General features: G+C 67.2%; 13 protein-coding genes. All 13 read left to right on the forward strand.

Annotation, left to right across the window (positions count from 1 at the left end):
• The first annotated feature begins 13 nt into the window (after positions 1 to 13).
• The gene (locus tag EOJ32_RS09000) at positions 14 to 487 is read left to right on the forward strand and encodes a formate dehydrogenase subunit gamma (RefSeq protein ID WP_045999367.1); all 474 of its coding nucleotides are present in this window, start codon (positions 14 to 16) and stop codon (positions 485 to 487) included.
• On the forward strand, positions 484 to 2001 hold the full coding sequence (locus tag EOJ32_RS09005) for an NADH-quinone oxidoreductase subunit NuoF (RefSeq protein WP_127898326.1): 1518 nt from the start codon (positions 484 to 486) through the stop codon (positions 1999 to 2001). The genes EOJ32_RS09000 and EOJ32_RS09005 overlap by 4 nt, the downstream gene beginning before the upstream one ends.
• Entirely contained in the window at positions 1998 to 4925 is a 2928-nt protein-coding gene (gene fdhF / locus EOJ32_RS09010; RefSeq protein ID WP_127898327.1) for a formate dehydrogenase subunit alpha, read from the forward strand. Before EOJ32_RS09005 ends, fdhF begins: the two co-directional genes overlap by 4 nt.
• Before the next feature lie 2 nt (positions 4926 to 4927).
• The gene (gene fdhD, locus EOJ32_RS09015; RefSeq protein ID WP_084693669.1) at positions 4928 to 5752 is read left to right on the forward strand and encodes a formate dehydrogenase accessory sulfurtransferase FdhD; all 825 of its coding nucleotides are present in this window, start codon (positions 4928 to 4930) and stop codon (positions 5750 to 5752) included.
• Positions 5742 to 5945 carry a formate dehydrogenase subunit delta gene (locus tag EOJ32_RS09020; protein WP_127898328.1) on the forward strand — a complete coding sequence of 68 codons (204 nt, stop codon included), beginning with the start codon at positions 5742 to 5744 and terminating at the stop codon, positions 5943 to 5945. The genes fdhD and EOJ32_RS09020 overlap by 11 nt, the downstream gene beginning before the upstream one ends.
• A gap of 71 nt (positions 5946 to 6016) precedes the next feature.
• Complete coding sequence (locus tag EOJ32_RS09025; RefSeq protein WP_240542389.1) at positions 6017 to 6973, forward strand: diacylglycerol kinase family protein; 957 nt, start codon at positions 6017 to 6019, stop codon at positions 6971 to 6973.
• 6 nt (positions 6974 to 6979) lie between these two features.
• Complete coding sequence (locus tag EOJ32_RS09030; protein WP_127898330.1) at positions 6980 to 7771, forward strand: metallophosphoesterase; 792 nt, start codon at positions 6980 to 6982, stop codon at positions 7769 to 7771.
• Positions 7772 to 7958: 187 nt separating this feature from the next.
• Positions 7959 to 9638 carry a 30S ribosomal protein S1 gene (gene rpsA, locus EOJ32_RS09035; protein ID WP_084693668.1) on the forward strand — a complete coding sequence of 560 codons (1680 nt, stop codon included), beginning with the start codon at positions 7959 to 7961 and terminating at the stop codon, positions 9636 to 9638.
• A 239-nt stretch (positions 9639 to 9877) separates the two neighbouring features.
• Positions 9878 to 10162, forward strand: coding sequence for an integration host factor subunit beta (gene ihfB, locus EOJ32_RS09040; protein WP_045999360.1), 285 nt, complete (start codon positions 9878 to 9880; stop codon positions 10160 to 10162).
• Positions 10163 to 10212: 50 nt separating this feature from the next.
• Positions 10213 to 10596, forward strand: a complete 384-nt coding sequence (locus EOJ32_RS09045) for a LapA family protein (protein WP_127898331.1) — start codon at positions 10213 to 10215, stop codon at positions 10594 to 10596.
• Between the two features lie 3 nt (positions 10597 to 10599).
• A complete protein-coding gene (locus EOJ32_RS09050; protein WP_127898332.1) occupies positions 10600 to 11235 on the forward strand; it encodes a phosphoribosylanthranilate isomerase in 636 nt (211 codons plus the stop codon).
• A 235-nt stretch (positions 11236 to 11470) separates the two neighbouring features.
• Positions 11471 to 11878, forward strand: a complete 408-nt coding sequence (locus tag EOJ32_RS09055) for a permease (RefSeq protein WP_127898333.1) — start codon at positions 11471 to 11473, stop codon at positions 11876 to 11878.
• 34 nt (positions 11879 to 11912) lie between these two features.
• Positions 11913 to 13172, forward strand: a complete 1260-nt coding sequence (locus tag EOJ32_RS09060; RefSeq protein WP_127899341.1) for a DNA-packaging protein — start codon at positions 11913 to 11915, stop codon at positions 13170 to 13172.
• The last annotated feature ends 77 nt before the right edge of the window (positions 13173 to 13249 follow it).

The raw sequence follows: 13249 nt of genomic DNA on the forward strand, positions 1-13249 counted from the left end.
TGAAAGGCCAGCCATGCTGAACGACGCGCCAGCCCCGACCGCAGACGAGATCCGCGATGTCGTCACCCCCCTGACCGCGCTGGAGGGGCCGCTGCTGCCGATGCTGCATGCCATCCAGGCGGAATGGGGGCACGTGCCGCAGGCCGCCGTGCCGGTGCTGGCCGACGTGCTGAACCTGGGCCGGGCCGAGGTTCATGGCGTCATCAGCTTCTATCACGATTTCCGCGACCATCCCGCCGGGCGTCACATCCTGAAGATCTGCCGCGCCGAGGCCTGCCAGTCGATGGGCGGCGCCGCGATGGCCGCGGGCGTTCTGGACCGGCTGGGCGTGGACTGGCACGGGACCACCGCCGACGGGGCTGTGACGGTCGAGCCGGTCTATTGCCTGGGCCTGTGCGCCTGCGGTCCGGCCGCGATGCTGGACGGGCAGCTGATGGGGCGGGTCGACGGCGACCGGCTGGTCACCGCTCTGGAGGCCGCACGATGAGGATCTTTGTTCCCCTGGACAGTGCCGCCAAGGCGCTGTGTGCCGATGCCGTGGCCGACGCCCTGACGCAGCAGATCGCCGCGCGGGGTCTGGATGCCCAGGTCGTGCGCAATGGGTCGCGCGGCATGGTCTGGCTGGAGCCCCTGGTCGAGATCGAGGCCGACGGCCGGCGCCTGGCCTATGGCCCAGTGACGCCCGCCGATGTGGGCGCGATGCTGGATGGCACGTTGCCCTGCCTTGGCCGGGTCGAGGACATTCCCTTCTTCGCCCGCCAGACGCGGCTGACTTTTGCGCGCTGCGGGCTGATCGACCCGCTGGACCTGGACGAATACGAACGCCATGGCGGTCTGGCGGGGCTGCGCCGCGCGATCGGCATGGACGGTGCGGCCATCGTGGCCGAGGTCACGGCCAGCGGGCTGCGCGGGCGCGGCGGCGCAGGCTTTCCGACCGGCATCAAGTGGAAGACCGTGGCCGATGCGGTCGCCGATCAGAAATACATCGTCTGCAATGCCGACGAGGGCGACAGCGGCACCTTCGCCGACCGGATGATCATGGAGGGCGATCCCTTCACCCTAATCGAGGGGATGGCGATCGCCGCCCTGGGGGTCGGGGCGACGCGCGGCTATGTCTACATGCGGTCGGAATACCCCGTGGCGATCGACGTGCTGGAACGCGCGGTCGTCATCGCCCGCCAGCGCGGCATGCTGGGTGCGGATGTGCTAGGCTCCGGGCGGGCCTTCGACATGCAGGTGCGGGTCGGCGCCGGCGCCTATGTCTGCGGAGAGGAGACCAGCCTGCTGAACAGCCTGGAGGGCAAGCGCGGCACGGTGCGCGCCAAGCCCCCGCTGCCCGCGCTGGAGGGGTTCCTGGGCAAGCCGACGGTCGTCAACAACGTCATCAGCCTGGCCACCGTCCCGGTGATCTTCGAACGGGGCGCGCAGGCCTATGCCGATTTCGGGCTGGGGCGGTCGCGGGGCACCGTGACCCTGCAGATCGCCGGCAACGTCGCGCGCGGCGGCCTGTTCGAGACCGCCTTCGGGATGCCGCTGGGTGAGGTCGTCAACGACATCGGCGGCGGCACCGCGACCGGGCGTCCGGTCAAGGCCGTGCAGGTCGGCGGGCCGCTGGGCGCCTATATGCCCGTCAGCAAGTTCGACACGCCCATGGGATACGAGGATTTCGATGCCGCGGGCGGGCTGATCGGCCATGCCGGTCTGGTCGTGTTCGACGACAGCGCCGACATGCTGCAGATGGCGCGTTTCGCGATGGAGTTCTGCGCCGTCGAATCCTGCGGCAAGTGCACGCCCTGCCGGATCGGTGCGGTGCGCGGGGTCGAGACGATCGACCGCATCGCCGCGGGCGATCCGGGTGCCGCCGCCCTGCTGACCGATCTGTGCGAGACGATGAAGGATGGGTCGCTGTGCGCCCTGGGCGGCTTCACGCCCTATCCGGTCATGTCCGCGCTGACGCAATTTCCCGACGATTTCGCCACCCATAAGGAGGCCGCGGAATGAAAGACTTCATCATCCCGGAATTCGCGCCCGGCGACGACCGCGACATGGGCACGCCTGCGCGCAGCGGCGCCCCGGTCGCCCTGACCATCGACGGCATTGCGGTGATCGTGCCCGAGGGAACGTCGGTGATGCGCGCCGCCATGATGGTCGACGTGCAGATCCCCAAGTTGTGCGCCAGCGACAACATGGAGGCCTTCGGGTCGTGTCGCCTGTGCGTGGTCGAGATCGAGGGGCGGCGCGGCACGCCCGCATCCTGCACGACCCCCGTGGCCGAGGGGATGGTGGTTCACACGCAGTCCGCCAAGATCCGCAAGCTGCGCAAGGGCGTGATGGAGCTGTATATCAGCGACCACCCGCTGGACTGCCTGACCTGTTCGGCCAATGGCGATTGCGAGTTGCAGGACACGGCCGGGCAGGTGGGCCTGCGCGACGTCCGCTATGCGCCGGGCGACAACCATTTCGATCCGTCGGGAACGGGCGCGCGGTCGCAGGCCGAGGCCCGGCTGCGCGGGGGGCATGACAACCCGCAGTTCATTCCCAAGGACAACTCCAACCCCTATTTCACCTATGATCCCAGCAAGTGCATCGTCTGTTCGCGCTGCGTGCGGGCGTGCGACGAGGTGCAGGGGACGTTCGCCCTGACCATCGAGGGCCGGGGCTTTGACAGCCGCGTCAGCGCCGGGACCAGCGCCGACGATTTCTTCTCCAGCGATTGCGTCAGCTGCGGTGCCTGCGTACAGGCCTGCCCGACCGCGACCCTGCAGGAAAAGTCGGTGGCCGAACTGGGCACGCCCACGCGGTCGGTCATCACCACCTGCGCCTATTGCGGCGTCGGCTGCAGCTTCAAGGCCGAGATGAACGGCGACCAGCTGGTGCGCATGGTGCCCTACAAGCACGGCAAGGCGAACCGCGGGCACAGCTGCGTCAAGGGGCGGTTCGCCTATGGCTATGCCGCTCACCAGGACCGCATCCTGAAACCGATGATCCGCGAGCGGATCGAGGACCCGTGGCGCGAGGTCGCCTGGGACGAGGCGCTGGCCTTTGCCGCCGATCGGATGCGCGGGATCCAGGAACGGCATGGGCGGCGGTCGGTGGGGGTCATCACCTCCAGCCGCTGCACGAACGAGGAGACCTATCTGGTCCAGAAGCTGACCCGTGCGGTGTTCCTGAACAACAACACCGACACCTGCGCGCGGGTGTGCCATTCGCCCACGGGATACGGGTTGGGCAAGACCTTCGGCACCTCGGCCGGGACGCAGGATTTCGACAGCGTGGAACAGACCGACGTGGTGCTGATCATCGGGGCCAACCCGACGGACGGCCACCCGGTCTTTGCCAGCCGTCTGAAGAAGCGCCTGCGCCAGGGGGCCAAGCTGATCGTCGTCGATCCGCGCCGCACCGACATCGTGCGGTCCGCGCATGTCGAGGCATCCCATCACCTGCCACTGCGCCCCGGCACCAACGTCGCCGTCATCAGCGCCATGGCGCATGTGATCGTGACCGAGGGGCTGATGGACGAGGCCTATATCCGCGACCGCTGTGATTGGGACGAGTTCCAGCATTACGCCGAGTTCATCGCCGATCCCCGCCACGCCCCCGAGGCGACCGAGACCCTGACCGGCGTGCCCGCCGCAGAGTTGCGCGCCGCCGCACGGCTGTTCGCGACGGGCGGGAACGGCGCGATCTATTATGGGCTGGGCGTGACCGAGCACAGCCAGGGGTCGACGACCGTGATGGCGATCGCGAACCTTGCGATGCTGACCGGCAATATCGGGCGGCCCGGCGTGGGCGTGAACCCGCTGCGCGGTCAGAACAACGTGCAGGGCGCCTGCGACATGGGGTCGTTCCCGCACGAGCTGCCGGGATACCGCCACGTCAAGATGCCTGACGTGCGCGCGATCTTCGAGAACGCCTGGGGGGTCCAGATCGACCCCGAGCCGGGCCTGCGCATTCCCAACATGCTGGATGCCGCGGTCGAGGGGACGTTCAAGGGTCTTTACTGCCAGGGGGAGGACATCCTGCAATCCGATCCCGACACGCATCACGTGGCGGCGGGCCTTGCCGCGATGGAATGCGTGATCGTCCACGACCTGTTCCTGAACGAGACGGCGAATTACGCGCATGTCTTTTTGCCCGGGTCGTCCTTCCTGGAGAAGGACGGGACCTTCACCAATGCCGAACGCCGTATCAACCGCGTGCGCAAGGTCATGGCGCCCCGCAATGGTTATGAGGACTGGGAGATCACCCAGATGCTGGCCAACGCGATGGGGGCGGGGTGGCATTACACCCACCCGTCCCAGATCATGGACGAGATCGCCGCGACCACGCCCAGCTTTGCGGGCGTCAGCTATGATCGGCTGGAGGAGCTGGGCTCGGTGCAGTGGCCCTGCAACGAGGCCGCGCCCACGGGCACGCCGCTGATGCATGTCGACGGGTTCCAGTCGGGGCGCGGGCATTTCGTGATCACCGAATACATCCCGACCGACGAACGCACCGGACCGCGGTTCCCGCTGCTGCTGACCACCGGGCGCATCCTGTCGCAATACAATGTGGGCGCTCAGACCCGGCGGACCGAGAACACCGCCTGGCACGGCCAGGACGTGCTGGAGATCCATCCGCATGACGCCGAGACCCGCGGCATCCGCGACGGCGACTGGGTCCGGCTGGCCAGCCGGGCGGGGGAAACCACGCTGATGGTGACGCTGACCGAACGGGTGTCGCCGGGGGTGGTCTATACGACCTTCCACCATCCGGCGACGCAGGCTAACGTGGTGACGACCGATTTTTCGGACTGGGCGACGAATTGCCCGGAATACAAGGTCACCGCGGTGCAGGTCAGCCCCTCGAACGGTCCGTCGGACTGGCAGGAACGCTATACTGCACAGGCCGAAAGGTCGCGGCGGATCCTGTCAGCCGCGGAGTGACGATGAACCTGCCCGACCCCACGACCCAAGCCCCCGCCACCCATGTCCGCGCGGCCAGCCGCGCGGATGTCACCCGGACCCTGCCGGAGGAGACGGCCGTGGCGATGGTCTATGGCGGGTCCACCCAGGCCGTCATGATGGCCACGCCCGCGGATCTGGAGGATTTCGCCGTGGGCTTTTCCCTGACCGAGGGGATCGTGACCGACCCGGCCCAGATCGAGCGGCTGGAGGTTCTGGCCCATCCCCGCGGCGTCGAGGCGCAGATGTGGATCGCGGATGACCGCACCGACGCGCTGGCGGCGCGGCGCCGCTTCATGGCGGGGCCGGTGGGCTGCGGGCTGTGCGGGATCGACAGCCTTGAGGAGGCGGTGCGCGCGTTGCCCGACCTGTCGGGCGCTGGGCCGGTGCTGGATGCGAGCCAGATCGCGCGGGCGACTGACGATCTGCGCGGCTGGCAGCCATTGCATGACCGGACCCGCGCGGTCCATGCGGCGGGCTTCATGATTCCCGGACGGGGGATCGTGCTGGCGCGCGAGGATGTGGGCCGCCACAACGCCTTGGACAAGCTGATCGGCGCGATGGCGCGGCAGGGCATGGATGCAGGGCAGGGCGCCTTTGTGCTGACCAGCCGCGTGTCCGTCGAGATGGTGCAGAAATGCGCCCTGGCCGGGGGCGCGGTGCTGATCGCCGTGTCCGCCCCCACCGCCCATGCGCTGCGCCTGGCGCAGGGCGCGGGCATCACCCTGGCGGCCTTTGCCCGCGGCGAGGGCTTTGATCTGTTTTCCCACCCCGAACGGCTGCGCGCCGAGGTGTCCGATGTCGCCTGACAAGATGGTCCTGATGGTCAACCAGATCGCCGGTTTCTTTGACACCCAGCCCGGCGGCGCAGCACCTGAAAAGATCGCCGCCCATCTGCGCGATTTCTGGGAGCCGCGGATGCGCGAACAGCTGGTCGCCTTTGTCGGCGGCGGCGGGCAGGGGCTGAAACCGTCGGCCGAGGCGGCGGCCCGGCTGCTGTAGATGCAACCCTGCGGCGGGGTCGGGTGTTCGGTGCCCAGCAGATGACAATCACGGCCGGGGACAGTCCAGCGATGCAGCACAAGACCGATGGGTTCGACCTGGCCAGTGCCAAGGTTTGTGTTGTGATGAACCGCGGATCGGGCAAGAAGAAGCATGTCGAGCTGCGTGAGATGCTGAACGAACGGCTCGCTCCGGCCTGCGGCAGCTTCGAGCTGCGCGAGAGCCGGAAGGGGAGCGACCTGCCCGCGCTGGCGCGCAAGGTCGCGACCGAGGGGTTCGACCTGGTGATCGCCGCGGGTGGCGACGGCACGCAATCGGCGGTGGCCGGGGCGCTGGTTGATCGCGACGTCGTGATGGGCGTCCTGCCGGGCGGGACGTTCAACTATTTTGCCCGCGACCTGGGCGTCGGAGAGACCGTCGAGGAGGCGCTGGACACGATTTTGGACGCGCGGGTCGAGGCGGTCGATGTCGGAGACGTCAACGGGCTGATCTTTCTAAACAATGTCAGTCTGGGCGCCTATCCGCAGATCCTGAAGACGCGCGAGGGGATCTACAAGCGGTGGGGGCGGTCGCGGATGGCGGCCTATTGGTCGGTGCTGGTGGCGCTGCGGCGTCTGCGCCGCCCGATGCAGCTGGTCGCCCGCGTCGACGGGCAGGAGAGCCGCTATACCAGTGCCTTGGTCTTTGTCGCGCGCAGCGCCTATCAGCTGGACAGCTTTGGGCTGGAAGGGGCGGAGGAGATCCGGCGCGGCGAATTCGCGGTGCTGATCGCCAAGGCGAAGCACCCCCTGCCGCTGATGCGGTCCGCCCTGCGCATGGCGATGGGCAAGAGCGCCAAGAACGACGATTTCGACCTGATCCTGACGGACGAGCTAACCATCGAGACGCCCAAGCGGCGCCAGCTGATCGCCCACGACGGCGAGAAGACGGCGTTGGAGAGCCCCTTCCGGCTGAAGGTGCGCCATGACGGGCTCAAGGTCCTGCTGCCCCGCGATGGGGTCAGCAAGACCGAGCAGCCGAAGGGCTGACCACCGGTGACGCGCATTCTTCACCTGACCGACCTGCATTTCGGATTTCACCGTGCCGCGTTGGAGGAGCCGCTGCTGGCGCGGATTGCGGCGCTGCGCCCCGACCTGGTGGTCATCGGCGGCGACATCACGCATCGCGCGCTGCCTGCGCAGATGCGGCAGGCACGCGCCTTTCTTGACCGCATCGAGGCGCCCTTGATGTGCATGCCGGGCAATCACGACGTACCGGCATGGAACCTTGTGGCGCGGATGTTCTGGCCCTTTGCGGGGTTCCGGCGGCATTTCGGTCCCGTGCTGACCCCGGTGGGGCGGGCGGGCGACGTGCGGGTCATGGCGCTGAACAGCGCCGATCCCTATGCCTGGCAGCGCGGCAAGATCCGCGAGGGCGAGATCGGCCGCGTCATCGGCAATGTCGACGCGATGGGCACGAATATCGTGGCGCTGCATCATCCGCTGCAGCAGCTGCCGCGGGTCGACAAGGCGCTGGCACGGCGCGCGTCAGAGGCGCTGTACCGGCTGGAGGCGTCGGGGGTGCAGGTGGTCCTGTCGGGGCATCTGCACCGGTGGGCGACGGACGCGTTGCTGGCGACGGGCCGCCATCCGCGCGTGCTGCAGATCCAGACCGGCACGGCGCTGTGTGCGCGTATCACCGACAGGCAGAACGAGTTCGTGCTGCTGGAGATCGACGGACCCGACCTGCGGCTGGAGCGGCATGACGCGCCGATGGACGCGGGCGATTTCGGCGCCCCCGAGATCGCGGATTACAGCCGCGCGTCGGGCGTGTGGAAACGCGTTTAGGCGTTGAAATTGGCGTCAAACACGGGTATTGGGGCCGCAGTCACACGGGCGACATGGTCAGAACAGACCGCATTCCAACGGGTCGGGCGTCATGCCGCGACCCTTTGGCGTTGCCCCAACGGCACCATAAAGACCGGCGGAGCCAACCGTCAGGCCGGAAAACAGACACAAAGGATACTGAATACGTATGTGCGCTAAAGCGACCATGGAGGAGTTCGAGGCCCTTCTGAATGAAAGCCTCGAGATTGACACCCCCGACGAGGGCAGCGTTGTCAAAGGCCGCGTCATTGCCATCGAGGCAGGCCAGGCCATCATCGACGTCGGCTACAAGATGGAAGGCCGCGTCGATCTGAAGGAATTTGCCAATCCCGGCGAAGAGCCCAGCATCAAGGTCGGCGACGAGGTCGAGGTCTATCTGGACCGCGTCGAGAACGCCCGCGGCGAAGCGTCGATCAGCCGTGAGAAGGCCCGCCGCGAGGAAGCCTGGGATCGTCTGGAGAAGGCCTACGAAAGCGAAGAGCGCGTCGAGGGCGCCATCTTCGGTCGCGTCAAGGGCGGCTTCACGGTCGACCTGGGCGGTGCCGTCGCCTTCCTGCCCGGTTCGCAGGTCGATGTGCGCCCCGTGCGCGATGCCGGCCCGCTGATGGGTCTGAAGCAGCCGTTCCAGATCCTGAAGATGGACCGTCGCCGCGGCAACATCGTCGTGTCGCGCCGCGCCATCCTGGAAGAGAGCCGCGCCGAACAGCGCGCCGAAGTCATCGCGAACCTGACCGAAGGTCAGTCGATCGACGGCGTGGTCAAGAACATCACCGAATACGGTGCGTTCGTTGACCTGGGCGGCGTCGACGGCCTGCTGCACGTCACCGACATGGCCTGGCGTCGCGTCAACCACCCGTCCGAGATCCTGGCGATCGGCGAGACCGTCAAGGTCCAGGTCATCAAGATCAACAAGGACAGCCACCGCATCAGCCTGGGCATGAAGCAGCTGCAGGCCGATCCGTGGGATACGGTCGCCGACAAGTTCCCGATCGAGTCGGTCCACCAGGGCCGCGTGACCAACATCACCGATTACGGCGCCTTCGTGGAGCTGGAAGCCGGTGTCGAGGGTCTGGTCCACGTTTCGGAAATGAGCTGGACCAAGAAGAACGTCCACCCGGGCAAGATCGTCTCGACCTCGCAGGAAGTCGAAGTGATGGTTCTGGAGATCGACGAGGCCAAGCGCCGCGTGTCCCTGGGCCTGAAGCAGACGATGCGCAACCCGTGGGAAGTGTTCGCCGAAACCCACCCGACCGGCACCGTCATCGAGGGCGAGGTCAAGAACATCACCGAGTTCGGTCTGTTCATCGGCCTGGAAGGCGACATCGACGGCATGGTCCACCTGTCGGACATCAGCTGGGATGCCCGCGGCGAAGACGCGATCCAGGACTTCCGCAAGGGCGACGTCGTCAAGGCGGTCGTCCAGGACGTGGACGTCGAGAAGGAGCGCATCAGCCTGTCCATCAAGTCGTTGGAAAACGAGAACATGGCCGAGGCCGTTGATGGCGTGAAGCGTGGCACCATCGTCACCGCCGAAGTCACCGCGATCGAAGAGGGTGGCATCGAGGTCGAGTACAACGGCGTCAAGTCGTTCATCCGCCGCAGCGACCTGGCCCGCGACCGTGCCGACCAGCGCCCCGAGCGTTTCAGCGTCGGCGACAAGGTCGACGCCCGCGTGACCAACGTCGACACCAAGACCCGCCGTCTTGGCCTGTCGATCAAGGCCCGCGAGATCGCCGAGGAAAAGGAAGCCATCGACACCTATGGCAGCTCGGATTCGGGCGCGTCCCTGGGCGACATCCTGGGTGCGGCACTGAACCGCAACAGCTGATCGGCCCAACCCGATCGATCCTTGCCCGCCCCGGTTCGTCCGGGGCGGGCTTTTTCTTGCCCACGGCCGGGCGGATGCGCGCCATCCCGCTTGCGCGTTTGGGGCAAAGCTGGCAACGCTATGAAACCAGTGACTTCTGTCGGGCGTTGAACGGAAACATGAAGGGCGGTATTGCACCGGCCTTGCGGTTTGACGTGCCGACTTTGACGGCAGGAAGACCCGTCCAATTGGGGGAAAATATGATCCGGTCCGAACTGATCCAGAAGATCTCAGATGAAAACCCCCACCTATTCCGCCGCGACGTCGAGAGGATCGTGAACACGATCTTCGAGGAGGTCATCGACGCGATGGCGCGGGGCGACCGGGTCGAGTTGCGCGGCTTTGGCGCCTTCTCTGTCAAGAAGCGCGATTCCCGGACGGGGCGCAATCCGCGCACCGGGGAATCGGTCGAGGTTGACGAAAAGCACGTTCCGTTCTTCAAGACCGGTAAGCTGCTGCGCGACCGCCTGAACGGCGACGCTTGAGGCCCCTGTTTACCGGGCATCCCGCCCGTCTGCGATATCGAGGAAATTCAATGCGCTTCATCCGTCTGATCTTTGTCGCAGCACTGGCGCTTGTGCTGGTGGCGGTCGCCTTGGCCAACCGTGACATGGTCACCCTGTCGGCGTTCCCGGCCAATTTCGGACAGTATCTGGGCGGCACGTGGTCGCTGACGGTGCCGCTGTTCCTGGTGATCTTCGTGGCCTTTGCCCTGGGCATGCTGGCCGGTCTGGTCTGGGAGTGGCTGCGCGAGGCGCATTTCCGCCGCGAGGCGCGGCAGCGCAACGCCGAGGTCGTGCGTCTTGAGAGCGAGGTCGGGCATCTGCGCGACCGCCATGCCGCCCCGCGTGACGAAGTTCTGGCGATCTTGGACGAGCCTGCCCCGGCCAAGGGCGCGGCCCTGCCTGCGGTTCGCTGAGGCGTGGCCGAGGTCAAGATCTGCGGGCTGTCCGAGGAACGCCATGTCGCGGCGGCCGTCGATGCTGGTGCGCGCTTTTTGGGGTTCGTATTCTTTCCCAAGTCGCCGCGTGCAGTGACCCCGACCCAAGCCGCAGCGCTGACGGCGGAGGTTCCCGTTGGGGTCGCCCGCGTGGGACTGTTCGTCGATCCGTCGGACGATTTGCTGCGAGAGGTGCTGGACCACGCGGCGCTGGACGTTATCCAGCTCCACGGCCATGAGAGCGCCGGGCGGGTGGCCGAGGTCAAGGCGTTTACGGGGCTGCCTGTGATGAAGGCGGTCGGTCTGTCGGGTCCGGCGGACCTGCCACAGCTGATGGATTACGGCGTGGCGGCGGACATGCTGCTGGTGGATGCCAAGCCGCCGGCGGGGGCCGATCTGCCGGGCGGGAACGGGCTGGCCTTCGATTGGCGGCTGCTGGTCGGGCGGCATTGGTTGCGACCCTGGATGCTGGCCGGGGGACTGACACCGGACAACGTCGCCGAGGCCGTGCGCCTGACAGGGGCGCCTGTCGTGGACGTCAGTTCGGGCGTGGAATGTGCACCGGGCATCAAGGATGTTGCGCTGATCCGCGCATTCGTCGAGGCCGCGCGGAGTTGATTCCGGGGCGTGTTGCGCGGCGTACGCCGGGGGTGTTGCATAGTGTATAACATTGTAATCGCAGGGTTTATGCGCCACATTTTGCACGTATGGGTTTATCCATTGACTTGGCGAACGCCCTAAGGTAGAACTTTTACATGCTGGAAGAGGTGGGCAAGCGGCCGGGGGAAACCCTTGGGCCGCTTTTTTCGTCTCTTGGCTCGTGCGGACAGGAACACGAGGCGGGGCAGAGTGCATGAACGATATGGAATGGGGCGGGGCCGGGAAAACCGACGGACCTTTCGTGACTGGAACCCAGCCTGAGAAGGCCGGGTTCGCGATGCCCGAGATCGCCGAGGGCGAGGACGAGATCGACGTCCTTCGCTGGCTGTTCTGGGATTACGTCAAGGACTTGCGGGGGCACCAGGCCGAGCTTGAAGCGCTCAAGTCCGGGGAGCTTGACCCGGCCAAGCTGAAAAAGGCCATGGAGACGGCGAAGACGGTCCGCGAGGCCGTCCAGCTGCTGATGGCGGAAGGGATCAAGGTTGACAAACTTCGCAAGGACATCGCGGGCGGCGTCGGAGGGGGCAGCCTTGACCTCGGCGCCGCACGAGACGAGATCGGGCGCCGCCTGGCTTGCCTCCGCCGGGCCGGAGGAGGTTGAGGAATTCTTGGGCGGGCTGTCGCAGAACGCGCTGATGAGCCTGCCCTGGCTGTTCGAGTTCTGGGCTTTGCCGCACCAGTTGCCCCCGGAGGGCGACTGGAAATCCTGGGTGATCATGGGCGGGCGCGGGGCGGGCAAGACCCGCGCCGGGTCGGAATGGGTGCGCAGCCTGGTCGAGGGGCCCACGGCTGCGGCGCCCGGGAAGTGTCATCGCGTGGCGCTGGTCGGGGAGACCTTCGACCAGGTGCGCGAGGTGATGGTGTTCGGCGAGAGCGGCATCCTGGCCTGTTCGCCCCCCGACCGTCGTCCGGTCTGGGAGGCGGGCCGCAAGCGGCTGGTCTGGGCAAACGGGGCGACCGCCACGGTCTATTCCGCGCATGAGCCGGAGGCTTTGCGCGGGCCGCAATTTGATGCGGCCTGGGTCGATGAGCTCGCCAAGTGGAAGAAGGCCGAGGATGTCTGGGACATGCTGCAGTTCGCGCTGCGGCTTGGCGAACATCCCCAGCAGGTCGTCACCACGACGCCGCGCAATGTGGGCGTGCTGAAGCGCATCCTGGGCAATGCCAGCACTGTGGTGACCCATGCGCCGACGGATGCGAACCGCGCCTATCTGGCGGAGAGTTTCCTGGCGGAGGTCGAGAGCCGCTATGGCGGGACGCGGTTGGGGCGCCAGGAGCTGGACGGCGTGCTTCTGGACGATGTCGAGGGGGCGCTGTGGACGACCGCGATGCTGGAAGGCGCGCGGGTGGCCGAGGCGCCTAAGCTGGACCGGATCGTCGTCGCGGTCGACCCGTCGGTCACCGGCGGGCGGGCCAGCGACGAATGCGGGATCGTGGTGGCGGGCGTCGTTACGCAGGGCGAACCCAAGGATTGGCGCGCCTATGTGCTGGAGGATGCCAGCGTCCGGGGCGGGCCCACGGATTGGGCCCGCGCCGCGATTGCCGCGATGGACCGCCACGGTGCCGAGAAGCTGGTGGCCGAGGTGAACCAGGGCGGCGATCTGGTCGAGAGCGTCGTGCGCCAGATCGACCCGCTGGTCCCGTTCAAGGCGCTGCGGGCGTCGCGGGGCAAGGGGTTGCGGGCAGAGCCCGTCGCCGCGCTGTACGAGCAGGGGCGCGTCAAGCATCTGAAGGGCGCCCTGGGCACGCTGGAGGATCAGATGTGCCAGATGACGGTGCGCGGGTTCGAGGGGCGGGGCAGTCCCGACCGGCTGGATGCCCTGGTCTGGGCGGTCCATGAGCTGATGATCGAGCCCGCCGCAGGCTGGCGCAGGCCGCAGATGCGGCGATTGTAACCGGGTCCGAGAGGTCGGACCGACGAAGGGCCGTCCCGCAGGGGGCGGCCCTTTCGCATGGCTGAGGCATGGAGGCG

Origin of the sequence: Paracoccus sp. Arc7-R13 (assembly GCF_004010775.1) — a bacterium.
In the GTDB taxonomy this organism is placed as follows: domain Bacteria; phylum Pseudomonadota; class Alphaproteobacteria; order Rhodobacterales; family Rhodobacteraceae; genus Paracoccus; species Paracoccus marcusii.

Bases quoted from the DNA above. Each gene is read 5' to 3' on its own strand.
- EOJ32_RS09000 (WP_045999367.1), top strand. From the start codon at position 14: ATGCTGAACGACGCGCCAGCCCCGACCGCAGACGAGATCCGCGATGTC.
- EOJ32_RS09005 (WP_127898326.1), top strand. From the start codon at position 484: ATGAGGATCTTTGTTCCCCTGGACAGTGCCGCCAAGGCGCTGTGTGCC.
- fdhF (WP_127898327.1), top strand. From the start codon at position 1,998: ATGAAAGACTTCATCATCCCGGAATTCGCGCCCGGCGACGACCGCGAC.
- fdhD (WP_084693669.1), top strand. From the start codon at position 4,928: ATGAACCTGCCCGACCCCACGACCCAAGCCCCCGCCACCCATGTCCGC.
- EOJ32_RS09020 (WP_127898328.1), top strand. From the start codon at position 5,742: ATGTCGCCTGACAAGATGGTCCTGATGGTCAACCAGATCGCCGGTTTC.
- EOJ32_RS09025 (WP_240542389.1), top strand. From the start codon at position 6,017: ATGCAGCACAAGACCGATGGGTTCGACCTGGCCAGTGCCAAGGTTTGT.
- rpsA (WP_084693668.1), top strand. From the start codon at position 7,959: ATGTGCGCTAAAGCGACCATGGAGGAGTTCGAGGCCCTTCTGAATGAA.
- ihfB (WP_045999360.1), top strand. From the start codon at position 9,878: ATGATCCGGTCCGAACTGATCCAGAAGATCTCAGATGAAAACCCCCAC.
- EOJ32_RS09045 (WP_127898331.1), top strand. From the start codon at position 10,213: ATGCGCTTCATCCGTCTGATCTTTGTCGCAGCACTGGCGCTTGTGCTG.
- EOJ32_RS09055 (WP_127898333.1), top strand. From the start codon at position 11,471: ATGAACGATATGGAATGGGGCGGGGCCGGGAAAACCGACGGACCTTTC.
- EOJ32_RS09060 (WP_127899341.1), top strand. From the start codon at position 11,913: ATGAGCCTGCCCTGGCTGTTCGAGTTCTGGGCTTTGCCGCACCAGTTG.